The organism is Mesorhizobium sp. C120A, from assembly GCF_030323105.1.
Lineage (GTDB): Bacteria > Pseudomonadota > Alphaproteobacteria > Rhizobiales > Rhizobiaceae > Mesorhizobium.
Window position 1 is genome coordinate 4,562,773 of record NZ_CP100476.1, and the last position, 19,632, is coordinate 4,582,404.

Annotated in this window: 19 protein-coding genes; 6 read left to right on the forward strand and 13 right to left on the reverse strand. The window is 65.0% G+C overall.

Annotated features, from left to right (window positions below; translation table 11 throughout):
• Positions 1–16 precede the first annotated feature (16 nt).
• A complete protein-coding gene (mutL, locus tag NL532_RS22200; RefSeq protein ID WP_023826122.1) occupies positions 17–1,870 on the forward strand; it encodes a DNA mismatch repair endonuclease MutL in 1,854 nt (617 codons plus the stop codon).
• Between the two features lie 25 nt (positions 1,871–1,895).
• Here the strand turns inward: mutL and NL532_RS22205 are convergent, their stop codons facing one another.
• Together NL532_RS22205 and NL532_RS22210 are read right to left on the reverse strand one after the other, a co-directional pair.
• Positions 1,896–2,453 carry a hypothetical protein gene (locus tag NL532_RS22205; protein ID WP_023689599.1) on the reverse strand — a complete coding sequence of 186 codons (558 nt, stop codon included), beginning with the start codon at positions 2,451–2,453 and terminating at the stop codon, positions 1,896–1,898.
• 307 nt (positions 2,454–2,760) lie between these two features.
• A complete protein-coding gene (locus NL532_RS22210) occupies positions 2,761–3,654 on the reverse strand; it encodes a DMT family transporter (RefSeq protein WP_023734232.1) in 894 nt (297 codons plus the stop codon).
• A gap of 91 nt (positions 3,655–3,745) precedes the next feature.
• On the opposite strand from NL532_RS22210, the gene NL532_RS22215 reads away from it, so the two are divergent.
• Positions 3,746–4,672, forward strand: coding sequence for a LysR substrate-binding domain-containing protein (locus NL532_RS22215; protein WP_023829512.1), 927 nt, complete (start codon positions 3,746–3,748; stop codon positions 4,670–4,672).
• Between the two features lie 82 nt (positions 4,673–4,754).
• Here NL532_RS22215 and NL532_RS22220 read toward each other — a convergent pair whose 3' ends face one another.
• Positions 4,755–5,294 carry a hypothetical protein gene (locus NL532_RS22220; protein WP_023829511.1) on the reverse strand — a complete coding sequence of 180 codons (540 nt, stop codon included), beginning with the start codon at positions 5,292–5,294 and terminating at the stop codon, positions 4,755–4,757.
• A 113-nt stretch (positions 5,295–5,407) separates the two neighbouring features.
• Between NL532_RS22220 and NL532_RS22225 the strand changes: the two genes are divergently transcribed.
• Entirely contained in the window at positions 5,408–5,641 is a 234-nt protein-coding gene (locus NL532_RS22225) for a DUF2093 domain-containing protein (protein ID WP_023694434.1), read from the forward strand.
• A 229-nt stretch (positions 5,642–5,870) separates the two neighbouring features.
• Here the strand turns inward: NL532_RS22225 and lpxK are convergent, their stop codons facing one another.
• The 7 genes from lpxK to epmA all read right to left on the reverse strand — a co-directional run bounded on the left by lpxK (position 5,871) and on the right by epmA (position 12,706).
• On the reverse strand, positions 5,871–6,899 hold the full coding sequence (lpxK, locus tag NL532_RS22230) for a tetraacyldisaccharide 4'-kinase (RefSeq protein ID WP_286487464.1): 1,029 nt from the start codon (positions 6,897–6,899) through the stop codon (positions 5,871–5,873).
• Positions 6,900–8,216, reverse strand: a complete 1,317-nt coding sequence (waaA, locus tag NL532_RS22235; RefSeq protein WP_023671577.1) for a lipid IV(A) 3-deoxy-D-manno-octulosonic acid transferase — start codon at positions 8,214–8,216, stop codon at positions 6,900–6,902.
• On the reverse strand, positions 8,213–9,001 hold the full coding sequence (locus NL532_RS22240; RefSeq protein WP_023682942.1) for a lysophospholipid acyltransferase family protein: 789 nt from the start codon (positions 8,999–9,001) through the stop codon (positions 8,213–8,215). The genes waaA and NL532_RS22240 overlap by 4 nt, the downstream gene beginning before the upstream one ends.
• 5 nt (positions 9,002–9,006) lie before the next feature.
• On the reverse strand, positions 9,007–9,252 hold the full coding sequence (locus NL532_RS22245) for a DUF4170 domain-containing protein (RefSeq protein ID WP_023682943.1): 246 nt from the start codon (positions 9,250–9,252) through the stop codon (positions 9,007–9,009).
• A 68-nt stretch (positions 9,253–9,320) separates the two neighbouring features.
• Positions 9,321–10,127 carry a 3'(2'),5'-bisphosphate nucleotidase CysQ gene (locus tag NL532_RS22250; protein WP_023829510.1) on the reverse strand — a complete coding sequence of 269 codons (807 nt, stop codon included), beginning with the start codon at positions 10,125–10,127 and terminating at the stop codon, positions 9,321–9,323.
• Positions 10,114–11,457: a TldD/PmbA family protein gene (locus NL532_RS22255; protein WP_023709712.1), complete on the reverse strand. Its 1,344-nt coding sequence runs from the start codon at positions 11,455–11,457 to the stop codon at positions 10,114–10,116. The genes NL532_RS22250 and NL532_RS22255 overlap by 14 nt, the downstream gene beginning before the upstream one ends.
• A gap of 202 nt (positions 11,458–11,659) precedes the next feature.
• The gene (epmA, locus tag NL532_RS22260; RefSeq protein WP_023829509.1) at positions 11,660–12,706 is read right to left on the reverse strand and encodes an EF-P lysine aminoacylase EpmA; all 1,047 of its coding nucleotides are present in this window, start codon (positions 12,704–12,706) and stop codon (positions 11,660–11,662) included.
• 129 nt (positions 12,707–12,835) lie between these two features.
• Between epmA and efp the strand changes: the two genes are divergently transcribed.
• The 3 genes from efp to NL532_RS22275 all read left to right on the forward strand — a co-directional run bounded on the left by efp (position 12,836) and on the right by NL532_RS22275 (position 15,764).
• Complete coding sequence (gene efp, locus NL532_RS22265) at positions 12,836–13,405, forward strand: elongation factor P (RefSeq protein WP_023682947.1); 570 nt, start codon at positions 12,836–12,838, stop codon at positions 13,403–13,405.
• A gap of 71 nt (positions 13,406–13,476) precedes the next feature.
• On the forward strand, positions 13,477–14,937 hold the full coding sequence (locus tag NL532_RS22270) for a phospholipase D-like domain-containing protein (protein ID WP_023816275.1): 1,461 nt from the start codon (positions 13,477–13,479) through the stop codon (positions 14,935–14,937).
• Positions 14,938–14,963: 26 nt separating this feature from the next.
• On the forward strand, positions 14,964–15,764 hold the full coding sequence (locus tag NL532_RS22275) for an endonuclease/exonuclease/phosphatase family protein (protein WP_023739242.1): 801 nt from the start codon (positions 14,964–14,966) through the stop codon (positions 15,762–15,764).
• A 1-nt stretch (position 15,765) separates the two neighbouring features.
• Here NL532_RS22275 and NL532_RS22280 read toward each other — a convergent pair whose 3' ends face one another.
• From NL532_RS22280 to NL532_RS22290, 3 genes are read right to left on the reverse strand one after another with little or no spacing between them, the layout of a single operon-like run.
• Positions 15,766–17,733 (reverse strand): glycoside hydrolase family 127 protein, encoded by a 1,968-nt coding sequence (locus tag NL532_RS22280; RefSeq protein ID WP_023829508.1) that lies wholly within the window; start codon positions 17,731–17,733, stop codon positions 15,766–15,768.
• 38 nt (positions 17,734–17,771) lie between these two features.
• A complete protein-coding gene (locus tag NL532_RS22285) occupies positions 17,772–18,629 on the reverse strand; it encodes a carbohydrate ABC transporter permease (RefSeq protein ID WP_023739240.1) in 858 nt (285 codons plus the stop codon).
• A complete protein-coding gene (locus NL532_RS22290) occupies positions 18,629–19,549 on the reverse strand; it encodes a carbohydrate ABC transporter permease (protein WP_023705752.1) in 921 nt (306 codons plus the stop codon). The genes NL532_RS22285 and NL532_RS22290 overlap by 1 nt, the downstream gene beginning before the upstream one ends.
• Between the last annotated feature and the right edge of the window lie 83 nt (positions 19,550–19,632).

Sequence of the window (19,632 nt, forward strand, 5' to 3'; positions counted from 1 at the left end):
CGCCTATAATACCCCCATGCCCATTCGCCAGCTTTCCGAAACGATGATCAACCAGATCGCCGCCGGCGAAGTCATCGAGCGTCCGGCGAGCGTGGTGAAGGAACTGGTCGAAAACGCGCTCGACGCAGGCGCCTCCCGCGTCGAGGTCGTCACTGCCGGCGGCGGGCTGAACCTGATCCGCGTCACCGATGACGGCTCCGGTATCCCCGAACAGGAACTGGCGCTGGCCATTGCGCGCCACTGCACCTCGAAACTTGCCGACAACATTCACGATATCCGCTCGCTCGGGTTCCGTGGCGAGGCATTGCCGTCAATTGGTTCGGTGTCGCGACTGTCGGTTCGCTCGCGCACGGCTGCAGGCGACGCTGCCGCCGAGATCGCCATCGAAGGCGGCCGCGTTTCGGCGGTCAAACCGGCGGCGGCCAACCGCGGCACCACGGTCGAGGTGCGCGACCTGTTCTTCGCCACGCCGGCCCGGCTCAAATTCATGAAGGGCGAGCGCGCCGAAAGCTCCGCCACCAGCGACGTGCTCAAGCGCATCGCTATCGCCTTCCCCGCCGTGCGCTTTACGCTCGCCGGCTCGGACCGCTCGACGCTGGAATTGCCGGCGACCGACGACACGGCGGAAGGCAGCCTGCGCCGCGTCGCGCAAGTCATGGGCGCCGAGTTTCCCGACAATTCCATCGCTATCGACGCCAGCCGGGACGGCGTGCACCTGACCGGCCACGTCTCGATCCCGTCCTTCACCCGCGCCAACGCGTTGCAGCAATATGCCTATGTCAACGGCCGGCCAGTGCGCGACAAGCTGATTGCCGGCGCGATTCGCGGCGCTTTCGCCGATGTGCTGCCGCGCGACCGGCACGCGGTGACCGTGCTGTTCCTGACGCTCGATCCGGCGACCGTCGACGTCAACGTCCACCCAGCCAAGGCCGATGTGCGCTTTCGCGACCCCGGCCTGGTGCGCGGGCTGATCGTCGGCGCCATTCGCGAGGCGCTGGCCAATGCCGGCATCCGCGCCGCCACCAGCGGGGCCGCCGGGATGGTGGCGGCGTTCCGGCCGGGAGCCGCCTCCTACGCCCATGCGGGTCCTGCCAACGGTCATCGCAGTTATGACGCGGCCTACCGGGCCTCGGGCTTTTCGGGCTTTGACCGCTCGCCACAGCGGCCGCTGGATATGGGATTTGACGGCGCCGGCTTCCGCGAAAACGACCAGGCTGCATTCGACGCCGGTCCGCTCGCCAGCGCCGATGCGCGTGCCGGCTTAGCCGAGCCGGCCGAGACGCTGCTCGGCACCGCGCTGGGCGCCGCCCGCGCGCAGGTCCACGAAAACTATATCGTCGCGCAAACGCGGGATTCTCTGATCATCGTCGACCAGCATGCCGCGCATGAGCGGCTGGTCTATGAGGCGCTGAAGAATGCGCTGCACTTACGCGCGGTGCCCTCGCAGATGCTGCTTTTGCCGGAGATCGTCGACCTGCCGGAAGAAGACGCCGAGCGGCTGGCCATGCATTCGGAGACACTTGCCCGGTTCGGTCTCGGCATCGAGCGCTTCGGCCCCGGTGCGGTGGCGGTGCGCGAGACGCCGTCCATGCTCGGCGAAACCAATGTCCAGCAATTGGTGCGCGACCTTGCCGATGAGATCGCCGACAATGATACAGTCGAGACGCTGAAACAGCGCCTGGACAAGATTGCCGCCACCATGGCCTGCCACGGCTCGGTGCGTTCCGGCCGTCTGCTCAAGGCCGAGGAGATGAACGCGCTGCTGCGCCAGATGGAGGCGACGCCGGGATCCGGCACCTGCAACCACGGCCGCCCGACCTATATCGAGCTGAAGCTTGCCGATATCGAGCGGCTGTTCGGACGGCGGTGAGCACAAGCCAGGTCAGGGCACACGCTCAATTCACCAACAGGCGATAGTCCTTGAATCTATGAGAGAAAACGTAATCCCTTGAGTAGCCGGCGCTACCGCCGCGAAAATTCACGGAGATTGTCTCGAAGCTTCCCCCAACCTGTTTTTGAACATTCATGTAGATGGGAGTCATCAGCATGCCGGCATCGCAATCGTCGTCATCGAAAACGATCTCCTGAACGACCTTCTTTTTCTTCTTGTCGATGACCCGCAGCTTACTCATGCAGACGAGAAAGCCGGCTTTCTCGTAGACCCCGGCAAATCTGTGGGTGGCTGTCTGCGCCCAGAAGGGGATCTCGACGGTGCCGTCAACCTTCGCCTCACCGGTATCGTCGAGGCTTGCGACCTTCTTCAGCACGATCGGGAACTTGTCCAGGCCTCTGTTCCAGGTCCCCGTTGCGCCGCTTTCGCCAAGGTCGAGAGAAAACGGACATCGGGCGGTGTCGACCGGCGTTTTCGATCCAATGACCAGGACCCGGTCGAATTCCTTGTCGTCCGCAATCTCGCAAAGGGAGACGCTGGTACCGGTGATCTTGCCGTACACCGCTATCGGGCTTTGCTTCGCGTCGTAGAAATAGCTTCCTTCGACCGTAATCCCGCTGCCCTGTCATATCTCTGCAGTGACAGATGGACTGGATTAGGCCCGATGGACCCTTCGTAGTTTTCGACCTGGTACCAGCCAGCGAAGGCTTTCCCGGTCAGCAGCAAAACGCAAAAGATTGCCGATATGAACAGTTTTCCCATTCCATCCCCCAGCCAGGCAACTCACCATAACGGTCCTTCCTCCGGGTGTCTGCATGCTGGGGATACGGTTCCCGGTTTGAGTCCGGAAACGGTTCCAACTTTTTGATTTAACGCTTCAAATTCACCACGATCACACCGCCGAGCGCCAGCGCGCCGCCGAGGAGACCGAGCAGTGTCGGCACTTCGCCCAGCCAGAAGAAACCGATCAGGGCAGACATGGGCGAGACCAGATAAAGGAAGTTCGAGGCACGGGCGGCCGGGAGACGCGACAGAGCGGTTGCCCAGGCGGCATAGGCGATCAGGCTGGGCACGATGCCAAGAAAGATCACGGCGCCGATCCCGGCCGTGTTGGCGACCGCTGCCTGCGCAAAGCCGCTTGGCAAAAAGGGCGCCAGGCAAAGTGCGCCAAGGATCATGTTCGAGGCCGAAATGGTCAGCGGGTGATGGCGGGCAAAGAGCGGCTTCTGGACGATCGTGTTGACGGCCGAGCACAGCGCGGAGCCAAGAACCAGCAGCGCGCCGGTGTCGAAACTCAAGCCATTGCCGTCGGCGACCGCAATGATGCCGATGCCGGCGAAAGAAATGGCCGTGCCAAACCAGGCCCACGTTGAGAAACGCTCGCCCAGCAATGCCATTGCCATGATGGCGGTGAAGATCGGGCTGACATTGATGATGAAACCGGCGGCGCCAGCCGACACGGTCAGTTCGCCGTAATTAAGCATGACGGTGTAGAGCGCGACGAAAATGGCGCCGCCAAAGCCGAGGCGCCACACTTCATCGAGCCTCGGCAGTGCCGGGCGCTTGACGGCAAGAAAGATCGCCGCCGGCACCGCGGCAATGGCAAAGCGCAGCGAACCGAGTTCCAGCGGCCCGAAGGCGGCGAGACCCGCACGAATCGCTGGAAAGGCCGATGCCCAGCCGACCACCGTCAGAGCCACGGCGATGGCTGCCGTGGTGTCCATCCGCTGTGTCTGATTCGATGTGCCGGTTACTGCGCTCATCCCACTGTCCTCGCGTTTTTCAGTCATGAACCGCAGAAAGCGCCTTTTCGGCGCCGTTGACAAACGATCAAATCGAGGATCACCTGTGACTATGGATCACAGCTCAGACACAATGGTGCCGCTCGAGACACTGCGTGCTTTCGATGCGGCGGCGCGCACGGGGAGCTTTTCGGCCGCGGCCGAGAAGCTCAACATCACCCATGGCGCCGTCAGCCGGCAGATCGCCAAGCTGGAGGACTGGCTGGGCCTGAAAGTGTTCGACCGCGGGGCCCGCGGCGTCTCGCTGACCATCGAGGGCAACCGCCTGCATCTGCGCACGGCGGCAGCCTTTGCGCTGATCTCCAGCCATTCCGACCGCTGGGTCGAGCCGCGCGGCACCGCCGTGGTGCGGCTGACCTCGATACCCTCCGTCAGCGGGCTGTGGCTGATGCCACGCATGGCGGCGCTGGAGAACAATCCCACCAAGCTGCGCATCGTCCTCGACGTCGACATCCGCCAGGCCGACCTTGCCGATGAAGGCATCGACCTGTCGGTCCGCTGCGGCCGCGGCGGCATTCCGGGCCGCATCTCGGTGAAGCTGTTCGAGGAACATGTCTTTCCCGTCGCCGCGCCCGGCCTTGCCCGCGAGATCGGCCGCGGCGACCCGGCCCGGCTGCTGAGGTTTCCACTGATCAACGATTCCGACGCCTCCGGCTGGCGTGCCTGGTTTGCCGCGCAAGGGATGGACTACCGCCCGCGCCCGCAGGATCGCCGCTTCGAGGACTACAATCTCGTGCTCGACGCCGCAGCTTACGGGCTCGGCATCGCGCTGGCGCGGCCACCGCTGACCGGACACCAGTTGGAGGCAGGCCGCATCGTCGCCGTCGACGAGCGCAGGGCGCTGAACCCGGTGTCGTACTGGCTCGACCGGCCGCTGGGGCGGCCACGCACGGCTGCCGCCGAACTTTCACGCCGTATCGCTGTCGAGGCGGGGCTGGCGATGGACAAGATGGAAGCATTCCTCGAAGCCGAGCGATAGCGGCGATCGTTCGGTGCTCAGCCAAGCACCAGCAAGGCGAGCCCGACAATGGCAACGGCCAGAAACCCGGCAGCCAGCGCCATCAGGCCGACACGCATCTGCTGCCGGCTTCGGGCTGGACCGTGTCATTCGACCCAGACATCGCCTGCCCCCGCTTCGCCGCCGCGTCGGTGGCGGAGGCGCGGCGCGGCGGCGAAACCCCCGGTGCGAGAAGCGCAAACCAGGGCAGTCCTGCCGGCTTTGCGGCAGCGCCATCATCGGCCCTGGCCGGCGGCACCGGCAGACCGCGCTGTGCATCGTCGTTGGCTGGCGTCGCCTTGCCTGTCGCAGCCGTTGTCGGCCCGAAATCGTCGGGCGCCGCGTCACCCGGTTCGGCAAGGGCCAGATAGGCCTGCAGGATCTCGGCTGAACCCGTCTGCTGCCCCTTTGCGGTGGCTGCGGACAACAGCGCCTGCAGCGCCGGCGCCGCTGCCGGCTGCAAAGGCGCACCGGATGGCGTCGGCGGCTGCACCAGCGCCTTTATAAGTGCTGCTTTCGCCGGATCGGCCTTCGCCGACGGCACCGCTGCCAATATCATGGCCTCGCGCAGCAGCGCAGTCAGGCGGGCGGATGAAATGTCCATGCCGGTCCCATAAGAATGGTTTGGAGCCGACAATAGCGCCTCAGCATTGCGTCAAGCTTGACCTTGCCGGCAATTTATGGCGATGAAATCAGCATGAACTCTGGCACCACCCCATGATGAACCGCTTCGAAGGCCCTGGCGGCAAGGAAGCCCGGATCCGCTATCTCGACGGCGACTTCCAGGTCACCAGCCCCGGCGCATTCGTGCGCTGCGCTGTGACCGGCGAGAGCATTCCGCTGGACGAGCTCAAATATTGGAGCGTCGCCAGGCAGGAGCCCTATGTCAGCGCCGCCGCCTCGCTGCGCCGCGAGATCGAGATGCATCCGGACCTGCGCAGCCGGGGTTAAAGGCGCGCACAGAGCCGTTGGTCGCGTTCCTTCACACCCCCCTCTGTCCTGCCGGACATCTCCCCCGCAACGGGGGAGATTGGATGATCATCTTTGCTTTCGCCAAATCACCAGCGTTGCAGAATGAGCGCCATTGGCAAAGCTGCTGATCTCCCTCCTTGCGGGGGAGATGGCCGGCAGGCCAGAGGGGGGTGCTGTCCGCCAGCATCTCCGCGTGACGCTGCACGCCCTACCCTCGCAGCTTGCGCTGTCTCCAGGCATCCAGCGTCTCGTCGATGATGCGCTCCGGCACAGTGTCGAGTTCGAACGTGGCGTCGATCTCCAGCACGGCGAGTTCAGCGAGGAAATCGGCCGGGGCAGCGCCATGGCGCAGCCGGGCGGCGTCCTTGGCGGTGGTGACGAGGCCCAGTCCATCGCGGCGCGCGGTTGCCGCCAGTTCCGCGAGCTCATCAGGGGCATAGAAGTGATGGTCCGGAAACGACCGGGTCAGCGCCACTTCCGCACCGGTGCCGCGCAGCGTCTCGAAGAATTTTTCGGGATGGCCGATGCCGGCAAAGGCGAGGAACCGCCGGCCGGCGAACCGCTCCTTGCCGCCCGGTTCAGCATGCGCCTCGAAGATCGGCCGGCCGGCGCGCGCCGCCTGGCGCACGACCTGGTCGGCGGCGGTGCCCTCGCCCATCTTCAACAGCCCATCGGTGAACACCAGTTGGTCGACGACGTTGGCGCGCAGCGGCCCACCCGGAATGACGCGGCCATTGCCGATGCCGTAGCGGGCGTCGACGACGACCAGCGCATAATCAATATGGATGCGCGCGCTCTGAAAACCGTCATCCATGATCAGGAAATCGCAGCCATGGGCTTCCATGAGCAGCTTGGCGCCGGCGGCGCGGTTCGGGCTTACCGCAACCGGCGCATGCTCGGCCAGAAGCAGCGGCTCGTCGCCGACATGCTTGGCGGCGTCGTGACTGGCATCGACAACATGCGGCTGCGCAAACGAGCCGCCATGGCCGCGCGACAGGAATCCGGGATTGAGCTGCATGCGCCTGGCCTGCTTGGCCAGCGCGATGGCGACCGGCGTCTTGCCGCTGCCGCCGACGGTGAAGTTGCCGACGCAAAGCACTGGTGCGTCGATCTTTTCACGTACCGCCCGGTGCATACGGCGGCCGGCGACCATGCCATAAATCGCTGATAGCGGCGACAGCGCAAAGACCCGCCAGTCCGGCGCTTCCCACCAGAAAGGTGGTGCTTCGGACGCCACCTATCGCCCGTCGGCGCCCTTCAGGCGCGACTTGACGATCAATGGCTGGATATAAGGCTCAAGCGATTTCAGCGTGTGCGCCAGCGCACCGCGCATCTGGTCGACGGTGGCGGCACCGGCCGCCATCATCTCATGGCGCGCGACTTCATTGCTCAACAGGAAATTGACGGCGCCGGCCAGCATGTCGCGGTCGCGCACCAGCTTGGCGCCGCCACTGTCGAGCAGACGCTGATAGGCTTCGCGGAAATTCTGGACGTTGCGGCCGGCAAGCACGGCGGTGTCGAGCATGGCCGGCTCCAGCGGGTTCTGGCCGCCTTCCGAGGTCAGCGAGCGGCCGACAAAGGCGATTTCCGTCAGCCGGAGATAAAGCCCCATCTCGCCGATCGTATCGCCGAGCAGGATATCGGTGTCGGCGGTGATCCTGTCGCCCTTGCTGCGCCGCGCCAGCTTCAGCCCCATGCCGGAAATCTGCGCCGCAAGGGCTTCGGCGCGGTCGGGATGGCGCGGGACGATGATCGTCAGCAGGCCATGGTGGCGCTTGTAGAGCGTGGCGTGGACTTCCGCCGCGACCACCTCCTCGCCGTCATGGGTCGAAATTGCCGCCCAGGTCGGGCGGCCGGCGATCTGGCGCTTCAGCGTCGCCAGCGCCCGTTCGTCGACGGGGGGCGGCAAGGTGTCGACCTTGAGGTTGCCGGACACGGTGACCGGCCGGGCGCCAAGCGCGCGAAACCGTTCGCCGTCGACATCCGACTGGGCAACGACGTGTGCGAGGTTCTCGAACAGCGCCTCGGCGATGTTGGCGCGCTTCTTCCAGGATTTGAACGAACGGTCGGACAGCCGGCCGTTGACCAGCACCTGCGGCACGTGTCGGGCGCCGAGCTCGAGGATGGTCATCGGCCATATCTCGGATTCGGCGATGATAGCCAGGTCCGGCCGCCAGTGATCGAGAAAGCGGCTGACGGCCGGCTTCAGGTCGAGCGGAACATATTGGTGGATGATGCGGTCGCCCAGCCGTTCGTCGGCAACCTGCGCCGAGGTCACTGTTCCCGTCGTCAGCACGATGTTGACACCGTAGTCGAGGATGCTTTGCACCAGCGGCACGACCGCAAGGGTCTCGCCGACGCTTGCCGCATGGATCCAGATCACCGGCCCTTCGGGGCGCGGCCGCCCGGCAACGCCGTAGCGCTCACGGCTGCGGCTGCGGTCTTCCTTGCCCTGCGATGTGCGCCAGGCGACATAGGGACCCATCAGCGGATAGGCGGCTGCACCGGCAAGGCGGTAGGCCGCCAGGAAGGCGCGCGCCCAGCCGACGCTCATGGCCTGCCGTCCACGAGCCGATAGGCCTCGGCGGTTGCGGCATTGAGCGCGGCCGTGACTTCCTGGCGCTTGCGCTCCATTTCGGCCTCGTCGGCATTGGCCGGCACGAAAACCGGCGTTCCGATGACGATCGAGGAGCGGCCGAACGGCAGGTTGATGGTGGTCTTGTCCCAGCTCCTTTCCAGCACCTTGCGGCGGCTGGTGGCGATGGCGGCAGGCATGATCGGCCGGCCGGAAAGGCGTGCCAGCAGAACGATACCAAGCCCCGCGTCGCGCGGCGTGCCGTGGGGAATGTCGGCGATCATGGCGACGTTCTTGCCGGCCACGAGTGACTTTTTCAGGGCGATGAGCGCCTTGGCGCCGCCCTTGTCGAGATGCTTCGTGCTTTCACGCCCGCCGGAGCCGCGCACCGCCTCGATGCCGAATTTTTCGATCATCAGCGCGTTGAGTTCGGCGTCGGCGCTGCGCGAGACCATGGCGACCAGCGGCCGTCCCTTGGGATAATAGGCTGGGGTCAGCAGATGCTGGCCATGCCAGAGCGCGATGATGCCGGGTTCGAATTCGGCGTAGTCGCCGCCTGAAAATTTAGCCGAGCCTTCGACCACGCGGTTGGTCAGGCGCACCAGGCGGACGAACTGGGCGAGCAGGCTGACGATCATGCTCTTGACGATTCGCGACTGCGCCAACGGCTCGCGGATCTTGCGCCAGAATGTCTTCGAACTGCCGCCGCGTCTTCTTCGGACCGCGGCGCCGGTGGGCTGCCCTTTCACCGCTTCATGCTCCATCGCTGTCAACCGGCGGCCTTGCTTTCAGGGTCGAGCAGCCGGTGCAGATGGACGACGAAATAGCGCATATGGGCATTGTCCACGCTGGCTTGCGCCTTTGCCTTCCACGCGGTGTGCGCGGTTTGATAGTCCGGATAAACGCCAACGATGTCGAGCGCGTCGAGATCGCGGAACTCGGTGCCTCCCAGCTTCTTCAGCTCGCCGCCGAACACCAGGTGCAAAAGCTGTTTCTTTCCGTCTTCCGCGGCCATTTCGGTCCTTCACATATTGTGAGTTTGCGACAGGTCTAGCCCAAAGCTGCCGACTTTGGAACCTTCGATCACGCTTCCGTATCGGCAATGACGCCGGCAAGCACGGTCAGCAACTGCCCGCTGCCGGCGACCAGCGCGCCGTGACGGATGATCTCCCCGGCATAAAGCGGCGCGCGGCCATGGCCGTCGAGCACGGCGCCGCCAGCCTCGCGCAAGATGAGATCGGCGGCGGCGATATCCCAGTCATGCGCGTTGGGCTTGACGAAGGTGGCGTCGAGCGTGCCGTTGGCGACCATCGCCAGCCGGTAGGCGAGCGAGGGAATGTGCGCCGCCCGCCGCACCCGGCCCTGCCATTGCGGCGGCATCAGGTCGATCAACTGCTTCAGCCCGCCGATCTCGACCGTCTCGCCCAACTGGCGCACGGCAATCGGCTTGCCGTTGCAGAAAGCTCCATGGCCAGGCAACGCCCAATAGGTTTCGCCCTTGGCCGGACATTCGAGCACACCGGTGAGCGTGCGGCCGTTCTCGACCACGGCGACGCTGACGCACCAGGAGCGCAGACCTTCGAGGAAGCCGCGGGTGCCGTCTATGGGGTCGACGACAAAGGTGCGCCGCGCCAGAAGCCGCGCCGGATCGTCAGTCGTTTCCTCTGATAGCCAGCCATAGTCCGGCCGCGCCGCAAGCAGGGTCTCGCGCAAATAGGCGTCCGCCGCGTGGTCGGCTTCGCTGACCGGCGAGGTGCCGCCCTTCATCCACACTTGCGGGTTCTTGCCGAAATAGCGCATGGCGATCGCGCCCGCCTCGCGGGCGGCGCCGCGCAGCAGATCGAGGTCGTCCGAGGCCCCGGCCGATATGACCGGGTCACGCTCCGGCAAGGGTCATTCCTTCGATCAGCAGCGTCGGTGCGGCGGTGCCGAAATCGCGGTCAAGATCGCTCGCCGGCACCATGTTGAGGAACATCGTCTTCAAATTGGAGGCGATGGTCACCTCGGCCACCGGATAGGCAAGCTCACCATTGTCGATCCAGAAGCCGGATGCGCCACGGCTGTATTCGCCGGTCACCATGTCGACGCCCTGGCCGAACACTTCGGTGACATAAAAGCCGGATTTCAGCGACCTGATCAGGTCTTCCGGCGTCCTGTCGCCCGGCTCGATGGCGAGATTGGTCGAAGACGGCGATACCGACGAGCCGCTGCGCGCGCCGCGTCCGTTGGTGGTCAGCCCCAATTCCCGCGCGGCGGACGTCGACAGGAACCAGTGCTTCAGCACGCCGTTCTCGACCATCAACAGCTTTTCGCCCTCGACGCCTTCGCCGTCGAACGGGCGCGAGGCCTGGCCGCGACGCCGTAGCGGCTCGTCGGTGACGGTGATGGCAGCCGACGCAACCTGCTTGCCCATCATCTCGCGCAAGAAACTGGTCTTGCGCGCCACCGAAGCGCCGTTGATGGCGCCGGCGAGATGGCCGGCAATGCCGCGCGCGACGCGCGGATCGAACACAACGTTGACCGGACCGGTCGCCGCCTTGCGGGCGCCGAGGCGGCGCACGGCGCGCTCGCCGGCCTTGCGGCCGATCAGCTCCGGCGCGTCGAGATCGGAAAAATGCTGGTTCGAGGAGTATTCGTAGTCGCGCTCCATGCCGGTGCCTTCGCCCGCAATAACGCTGGCCGAACGCGAAAAGCGCGATGCGACATAGTGGCCGACGAAGCCGTTCGACGTGGCCAGCACCAGCCCGCCAAGACCGGCGCTGGCGCCGCTGCCGGCCGAATTGGTGACGCCCTTGACTGCAAGGGCCGCTTCCTCGGCGGCAAGGGCCGCTTCCTTCAACTGATCGGCCGAAACCTCGGTGGCGTCGAACAGATCGAGGTCGCGCACCTTGCCGACCAGCAAAGCCGGATCGGCGAGACCCTGATAGGGGTCCTCGGGCGAGACTTTGGCCATGGCCACGGCGCGTTCAGCCAGCGCCTTGGGGTCCGATGCCGCCGTCGCCGAGACGCTCGCCACCCGGTTGCCGACGAAGACGCGCAGCGAGACATCGTCGCCCTCGGACGCTTCGGTGTTCTCGACCTTTCCCAGCCGCACCGACACGCCGATCGAGCGGCCGCGCACGGCAACCGCGTCGGCGGCGTCGGCGCCGGCCCGCTTGGCAGCCTCGACCAGTGCCGCGACGCGGTCGGTCAATTTCGCTGCCTCTGATGTATCGGTCATGCGCGTGGTCCTGGCTGAAGCCGCGCCGGGCGGTAGCGGCTGTTGCACCATCTATTGTCCCAATGCGGCTTGTGCAATGGCGCACGGACAATTGTCCCGCTGCGGCATAGCGCCCGAGCGGAGCGCGAAAGCTATCCGCGGCGGCGGCCGCCAGAGACGCGCGGCTTGACCGGTTTGTGAGTTTAACCGAGGCCGATTTCCGTCAAGGAGTGGCGGCCGGCGTCCAGATCACGTCATCGATCCTCGTCGCGCCCGTTGCCAGCATCACCAGCCGGTCGAAACCGAGCGCCGAGCCGCTGGCTTGCGGCATGATGGCGAGGGCGGCGAGAAAATCCTCATCCAGCGGATAGCGCTCGCCATAGACGCGCTCCTTCTCGTCCATCTCGGCGGCAAAGCGCCGGCGCTGCTCGGCCGGATCGGTCAGTTCGCCAAAAGCATTGGCGAGCTCGACGCCGCAGCAATAGAGCTCGAAGCGCTCGGCCACGCGCTGGTCCTCCGCGCTCGGCCGGGCGAGCGCCGCTTCCGAGATCGGATAGCCGTACAAGATGGTGGCCCGCCCCTGCCCCAGCACCGGTTCGACCTTCTCGACCATTACCCGGCTGAACAAATCGGCCCAGTTGTCATCGTCGGCCGTGCGCAGGCCGGCCTTGACCAGAGCATCATGGAGTGCGGCGCGGTCTGTGCCGCCATCGGCAGAAACGGTGGCAAGAAGATCGATGCCGGCGTAACGCGCAAAAGCTTCCGCCACGCTCACGCGTTCCGGCTCGGCAAACGGATCGGCCTCGCGGCCGCGAAAGCGGAAGGTTTTGGCGCCGGCCCGCTCAGCCGCGAGCTTCAGCAGTTCGGCGCAATCAGCCATCAGGCTCTCATAGGTTTCGCCGACCCGGTACCATTCGAGCATGGTGAACTCCGGGTGATGCAAAGGACCGCGCTCGCGGTTGCGCCAGACGGCGCCCAGGCTGAAGATGCGCCGTTCGCCGGCGGCAAGCAGCTTCTTGCAGGCGAATTCCGGTGAGGTGTGGAGGTAAAGCGGCCGGCGCGCACCGTCGGCGCCGATAGCCTCGGTGGCAAAGGCGGAGAGATGCGCCTCATTGCCCGGTGATATCTGCAGCGCCGCCGTCTCGACCTCGATGAAGTCGCGCTCGCCAAACCAGCTGCGCATTGCGGCAGCTATGGCGTTACGCGCCATCAGCCGCGGCCGGCGGTCGGCGTGAACATCCGGCGTCCACCAGGGCGAAGCGCCAGTCATGGGTTTGCCGGGCAACGGAATTGCTGACAGGGCTGGCGGTTCGGGCCAAGATGCGCTACGGCGACGGCTCTCGCAGCCGATTTGCGCCGAACGATCGTTTCAGGCCAACGAAGTCTAGGATTGAAAACCGTGGTGAAGGTCATCGCCAGTTCGCTCCGTAAAGGCAATGTCGTCGACAAGGACGGCAAGCTTTACGTGATCCTCTTTGCCGAAAACATCCACCCTGGCAAGGGTACGCCGGTCACCCAGCTCGACATGCGCCGCATCTCCGACGGGGTGAAGGTTTCGGAGCGCTACCGCACCACCGAGCAGGTCGAGCGCGCCTATGTCGAGGAGCGCGAGCACACCTTCCTCTACGCCGACGCCGAGGGGTATCACTTCATGAACCCGGAAAGCTACGACCAGGTCGCGGTGCCGGAAAGCGTGGTCGGCGACATGGCGCCCTACCTGCTCGAAGGCATGGCGGTGCAGATCTCGCAGTTCAACGGCATCGCCATAGCCCTGGTGCTGCCGCAGCGCGCTACTTTCGAAGTGGTCGAGACGGAGCCGACGACCAAAGGCCAGACGGCGTCCTCGTCCTACAAGCCGGCCGTGCTTTCCAACGGCGTGCGCACGCTGGTGCCGCCGCACATCGCGCCGGGCACCCGCGTGGTGGTGATGACGGCTGACGGTGCTTATGTGGAGCGGGCGAAGGACTGACGCGCGAGCGCTTCCGTCCGGGTTGATCCGTTGCATTGCCTTCTGCGGCCGCTGGCTCGATAGTCCTGCCGATGTGGCAGACCTTTGTGACCTACTGGCCTCTGATCCTTGTGATCATTCCGATGCTGATGGCCGCCATCGGCATCGTCCACGCAATCATGACCAAGGAAGACGTGCGCGCCGCCACCGGCTGGGTCGGCGTGATGATCTTGTCGCCGTTCCTTGGCGCGATCATCTATGCCATTGCCGGCATCAACCGCATCCGACGCGCCACGATCAGCGCCATGCGGCCCGTCGCCGGTGAAGCCGAGACAGCCAAACACGACCACGACATTGCGCTCGAAACACTCATCTCAGCCGAATTCGGCCAGCGCTTTGCCGGCCTGAAGACGCTAGGCGACAGGGTGGCGCGGCGCGCACTGACGTCGGCAAACGCGATCACGATCCTCAGGACCGGCGACGAAGCTTACGCAGCAATGTGCCGGGCGATAGACAGCGCACAGCGCAGCATTCTGCTCGAGACCTACATCTTCGACAATGACGAGATCGGACGACGTTTTGTCGAATCGCTGGCCGGAGCGGTCCGGCGCGGCGTGACGGTTCGCGTGCTGATCGATGCGGTCGGCGTGCGCTATTCCGTGCCCAGCATCCTTGGGACACTCCGGGAAGCCGGCGTCACCGTCGATCTGTTCAACGGCAACATCGTCATGGGCCTGAGACTTCCCTATGCGAATTTGAGGACGCACAGAAAAATCCTGATCGTCGACGGTGTGGTGGCGTTCACGGGAGGCATGAACATCCGCAAGGGATTTTCGGCCGAATTCGCCGGCAGCGCCAGTTCGGCGGATACGCATTTCCAGGTGACGGGGCCGGTCGTGGCCGACCTGTTCGCGGTTGCCGCCGAAGACTGGCGTTTTGCCGGCAACGAGGCCCTCAAGGACGAGGTTTGGCACGTAGAAAAGCCCTCGCCGCCACCCGGTCAGCCGATCCTGGTGCGGGCGGTGGCGTCGGGGCCGGACGCCAGCATCGAAACCAACCACAAATTGCTGACGGGGGCATTTTCCGTCGCCCGCAAATCGATCCGCATCATGTCGCCCTATTTCCTGCCGGACCGGGAATTTGTCAGCGCGCTGGTCACGGCTGCCCGGCGCGGCGTCGAGATCGACATCGTCGTGCCCGCGGTCAACAATCTCTTCCTGGTCGGCCGCGCCATGACGGCGCAGTACGACCAGGTGCTGAAGCACTATTGCCGCGTCTGGCGCCATGAAGGGTCGTTCGACCATTCGAAGCTGTTGTCGGTCGATGGCGTGTGGGCCTATGTAGGCTCCTCCAACCTCGACGCCCGGTCGCTGCGGCTGAATTTCGAAATCGACCTGGAGGTGCTGGATACCGGCTTTGCCGCCGAGATCGAGGGGCGCATCGGAGCGGCAATCGCTTCCGCCAAACCCGTCACACTCGCAACCCTAAGAGCGCGGCCATTTGTTATCCGGGTTTTTGACCGGTTGTTATGGCTGGGATCGCCCTATCTTTAGAATCAGGACAGATTGAACGCAGGCCTATGGACATAAACGGACGCAGCCTTCCTGAAACAGTGCTCCTGTCGATCCGCGGCAGGAAAGCGCGCAAGGCGAACGCGACGGCGCGCAAGCACATTGAAGGCGCCCAGATGGTGGTCGCCTCCTACAACGTCCACAAATGCATCGGCACCGACCGCAGGTTCGACCCCGAACGCACCGCCCGCGTCATCCGCGAGATCGGCCCCGACGTCATCGCGCTGCAGGAGGCCGACAACCGCTTCGGCGATCGCGCCGGGCTGCTCGATCTTGCCCGGATCGAACACGAAACCGGGCTTGTGCCGGTGCCGGTTTCCGGAAGCGGCAAGGGCCATGGCTGGCGCGGCAACGTGCTTTTGTTCAAGCGCGGCACCGTGCGCGACGTCCATCAGATCAAGCTTCCGGGACTGGAGCCCCGCGGCGCGCTGGTTGCCGAGATCGACCTCGACGAAACGCGCACTCTGCGCGTCATCGCCGCGCATCTCGGCCTGTTGCGCCGCTCGCGTTCGGAGCAGGCCCGCGTCGTGCTCGACATCATGAGCAACCAGGATGAAAGGCCGACCTTGCTGCTCGGCGACCTCAACGAATGGCGGCTGGGCAACCGCTCGGCGCTCAAGACGCTGCACGCCACCTTTGGTTTCACGCCGGCGGCGGTGCCGACTTTCCCCTCAGGCCTGCCGGTGCTGGCGCTCGACCGGATCATGGCCAACCGGCACGGCATGGTCTCGTCGGTGGAAGCCCATGACACGCCGCTGTCGCGGGTTGCGTCGGATCATTTGCCGCTGACGGCGTTCGTCAGCCTGTAACTCATCCGTCCCGCAGCCAGACCAGCATCTCACCGGGTTCACGGTTGTCCCAGGCAAAGTACGGGACGGCGGTGATTTTCGTTTCGCTCACCGCCGGCGGATCGGTGCGATAGAGCCCGGTTTCCCAGTTTTCCTGGGCTTCCTTGCTGGCAAGTGCCGAAAGCGTGACGATGCCGCCGAGCAGGTTCGGCTCGGCATGCGCCTCGATTGTTGCCGTTCGCGGCAGAGCGATCCGATGCAACTGGCCGGGATTGTCGGTCTCCTCGACGCAATAGATCAGCGGACCGCGCGCAAGTGCGACGCGGCCGATGTCCTGACGCACCTCCGGATTGGCGAACAGACGGGCGATCGACATTTCGAGATCGAGTTCGACCCGGTCGCCCTGGCGCCACTCGCGCCGGATCGCCGCATAGCCGTCGCTGGTGATGCCGTCCAGATCGACCGCGGCGCCGTTGATCTTGAGCGCCGCCTTGCCGCACCAGGACGGGACGCGCAGGTGCAAGGTGAATTCCACCGGAGCGTCGGCTTCGATCCGGATCGAGACCGCGCCATCCCAGGGATAATTGCTGGTCTGAATCAGACTGACCGCCCGGTTCGATATGTCGAAGCGCGCGGTGCTGTCGCCGTAGAGATGGACCGCCAGCGCATCATCCGAGAGGGAGTAGAAATAGCTGCCGATGGAGGCGACCATGCGGCCGATATTGGGCGGGCAACAGGGGCAGCGATGCCATTTCCAGCGATTGTGCCTGCCCCGGCTCTCCAACGGGTTCTCGTAGAAGAACAGGGAGCCGTCGAGCGACAGGCCGGAGATCGAGCCGTTGTAGAGCGCCCGCTCCATCATGTCGGCGTAGCGGGCGTTGGGACCCATGCCGAGCATGCGGCTGGCCCAGAACACCAGGCCGACCGAGGCACAGGTCTCGGCATAGGCGGTTTCGTTGGGCAGGTCGTAGTCGCTGGTAAAGCCCTCATTGTGCGCCGACGGCCCGAGGCCGCCGGTGACATAGAGGTTCTTGGTGGTGAGATCGTTCCACAGACGGTCGAGCGCTGCCCTGAGCGTGTCGTCGCCATATTCGGTGGCGATGTCGGCCATGCCGGAATAGAGGTACATCGCCCTGACCGCATGGCCGACGACCTTGTCCTGCTCGCGCACCGGCTTGTGCGACTGGTTGTACTCATAAGTCTTGAAATGATAGGCCTTTGGGTCGGCGCCGCGCGCACGCGCCTCCTCGTCGAAATAATGCGGCTGTTGCCCGCGCTGGTCGATGAAATACCTGGCCAGGTCCATGTATTTCTGCTCGCCGGTCGCCCGCGCCAGCTTGACCAGCGCCAGCTCGATCTCCTCATGGCCGCAATAGCCCTTCTTCTTGCCCGGCTCCGGGCCGAAGGTGTCGGCGATGTGGTCGACATAGCGGCACATGATATCCAGCAGCTTGCGCTTGCCGGTGGCCTGGTAGTAGGCGACCGCGCCTTCGATCAGATGGCCGGCGCAATAGAGCTCGTGACAATCGCGCAGATTGGTCCAGCGCTTGCCGGGCTGGATGCGCTGGTACCAGCTGGAGAGATAACCGTCTTCCTGCTGCAGTCTGCCGTAGAGGTCGATGACGGCATCGATCTTCGTCTCGAGTGCCGCGTTCTTGCGCCGGTAGAGCGAATAGGCCGCGGTCTCGATGGTCTTGCCCCAATCGGAGTCCCAGAACATCTGCGTCGTCACCGTCGAGCCGGTGAAGCCGGGGCTGGCAGCCTCGTCGGGCGACGGCGAATGAAACGGAATGACGACGCCCGGCGAGGGCCGGTCCGGGTCGATCTGCTCCAGCATGCGCGCCTCGACGCAGCGCTCGTAGAGGATGTCGGCTGTGCGCGACGCCACGGCATCGACACGGTCGCCCCAGAAGCCGCGGACATCGACCTGCGGCACCGGCAGTGGGCGGAAGGCGAGTTTGCCGGGCTTGGCGGATGGTTGAACGGTCATCGTGTCACTCCGTTGGATATTGGTCATTTCACGGCGGCTCATTTCACCGCGCCGGCCATCAGGCCGCGGATGTAGAAGCGCTGCAGCAAGAGGAAGAGCACCAGGCACGGCACCATCATCACGGTGACGCCCGCCTGCACCGCGCCCCAGTCGATGGCGCCGAAGCGGCCGGACTGAAGTGCGGTCATCATGATCGGCAGCGTGAATTTGGACTGATCGGTCATCAGCACGAGTGCGGCCAGGAATTCGTTCCAGGCGCCGAGGAAGGCAAACAGTGCGATGGTGACGATGCCCGGCCAGACCAGCGGCAGCATCACCTTCAACAGCATGGTGACGTTGTTGGCGCCATCCATGCGCGCGGCCTCCTCGATCTCGCGCGGTACCGCGTCGAAGGCGTTGCGCATCATGAAGATCGAGAACGGCAGCTGCAGCGTGACGTAGACCAGGACCAGCCCGGTCAGCGTGTTGTGCAGGCCGACCTTGGTCAGCACCAGGAAGATCGGCGTCAGGATCGACTGGAACGGGATCATGATCGTCGACAGGATGACAATGAAGAGCACATCCTTCATCGGAAAGCGGAAGCGCGAAAAGCCGTAGCCGGCCAGCACGCTGACGATCACCGACAGGATCACCGTCATCGAGGCGACATAGAGGCTGTTTTGCGCCGGCAGCCAGAGGCCGTCGCCAAAGGTGTCGAGCGTGCGATAGTTCTCGACCGAGAAGCCTGTCGTCGGCCATGGCGGCAGCGGCGGCTGGCGCGCCTCCTGGGCCGGCTTGAAGGTCGACAGCACGGCCCAGACGATCGGCGCTATGAACAGCGCGGACGCGATCATGCCGGTCGAATGCTCGGCGATCCTGAGCCAGAGGCGGCTGCTGCGGCTTCTTGCCTGCGCCATCAGTCGATGCCCTCCGGCTTGCGCAGCAGCCACAGCTGAACCAGGCTGAGCGCCACCAGTATGGCCAGCAGGATCATCGACAGCGCCGCGCCATAGCCGAGCTTGAACGAGACGAAGGACTGGTTGAAAATCCAGTAGACGGCGGTCAGCGTCTGGTTGCGCGGGCCGCCGCGCAGGATGATGTAGAACTGGTCGAAGGCGAGGATCGAACCGGCGATCGACAGGATCAGCGCCAGCGCCAGCGTGCGGCGCATCAGCGGCAGGGTGATGGCGCGAAAGCGCGCGAACGGCCCTGCCCCGTCGATCATCGCGGCTTCCTGCAGGTCGGTCGGGATCGACTGCAGGCCGGTCATCAGGATGATCATGGTGAAGCCCGCCACCTTCCAGACGACCATGGCGATGATCGACCAGAAGGCCGGCTGGAACGTCGCCAGAAGGTTGAACTTCTTCGCGGTCAGGCCGAAATCGTAGGCGGCCGGGCTGAACAGGCCGGAATCGACATTGAGCAGCCACGACCACAGCAGGCTGGCAGAAGCGAAACCGACGACCGCCGGCATGAAGAAGGATGTCCGGTAAAAGCCGGTCAGCCGCCTGGGCTTTTCGATGAACAGCGCCAGCGGAAAGGCGACGGCGAAGATCACGATGGTGACGATCACGGTGTAGTAGGCGGTGAAACTCAGCGCGTTCCAGAAACGGTTGTCGCGCAGGATCGCCCGGTAATTGTCGAAGCCGATGTAAAAATGCTCGCCCATCAGCGGCCAGTTATGCAGCGACATCCAGGCGGTCATGCCGAGCGGAATGATGAAGAACACGACGACCAGCGCCACGGCCGGCGCGACATAGAGCAGGCCGATCCACTGCCGGCGGCCGGCGCCGACCAGTTTTCTGGCGCGTGGCGGGGTGGTGGTGATGGCGGTCATTTACCCTCCCCCTTGTGGGGAGGGTCGCTGCGCAGCAGCGGGGTGGGGGTGCGGCGCCGCCCCCCCCATCCGAACCGGTCCGA

Bases quoted from the DNA above. Each gene is read 5' to 3' on its own strand.
- mutL (WP_023826122.1), top strand. From the start codon at position 17: ATGCCCATTCGCCAGCTTTCCGAAACGATGATCAACCAGATCGCCGCC.
- NL532_RS22240 (WP_023682942.1), bottom strand. From the start codon at position 9,001: ATGGAGCATGAAGCGGTGAAAGGGCAGCCCACCGGCGCCGCGGTCCGA.
- waaA (WP_023671577.1), bottom strand. From the start codon at position 8,216: ATGAGCGTCGGCTGGGCGCGCGCCTTCCTGGCGGCCTACCGCCTTGCC.
- NL532_RS22290 (WP_023705752.1), bottom strand. From the start codon at position 19,549: ATGACCGCCATCACCACCACCCCGCCACGCGCCAGAAAACTGGTCGGC.
- NL532_RS22245 (WP_023682943.1), bottom strand. From the start codon at position 9,252: ATGGCCGCGGAAGACGGAAAGAAACAGCTTTTGCACCTGGTGTTCGGC.
- epmA (WP_023829509.1), bottom strand. From the start codon at position 12,706: ATGACTGGCGCTTCGCCCTGGTGGACGCCGGATGTTCACGCCGACCGC.
- NL532_RS22255 (WP_023709712.1), bottom strand. From the start codon at position 11,457: ATGACCGATACATCAGAGGCAGCGAAATTGACCGACCGCGTCGCGGCA.
- NL532_RS22270 (WP_023816275.1), top strand. From the start codon at position 13,477: ATGTGGCAGACCTTTGTGACCTACTGGCCTCTGATCCTTGTGATCATT.
- NL532_RS22285 (WP_023739240.1), bottom strand. From the start codon at position 18,629: ATGGCGCAGGCAAGAAGCCGCAGCAGCCGCCTCTGGCTCAGGATCGCC.
- NL532_RS22225 (WP_023694434.1), top strand. From the start codon at position 5,408: ATGATGAACCGCTTCGAAGGCCCTGGCGGCAAGGAAGCCCGGATCCGC.
- NL532_RS22275 (WP_023739242.1), top strand. From the start codon at position 14,964: ATGGACATAAACGGACGCAGCCTTCCTGAAACAGTGCTCCTGTCGATC.
- NL532_RS22210 (WP_023734232.1), bottom strand. From the start codon at position 3,654: ATGAGCGCAGTAACCGGCACATCGAATCAGACACAGCGGATGGACACC.
- NL532_RS22280 (WP_023829508.1), bottom strand. From the start codon at position 17,733: ATGACCGTTCAACCATCCGCCAAGCCCGGCAAACTCGCCTTCCGCCCA.
- NL532_RS22220 (WP_023829511.1), bottom strand. From the start codon at position 5,294: ATGGACATTTCATCCGCCCGCCTGACTGCGCTGCTGCGCGAGGCCATG.
- NL532_RS22215 (WP_023829512.1), top strand. From the start codon at position 3,746: ATGGATCACAGCTCAGACACAATGGTGCCGCTCGAGACACTGCGTGCT.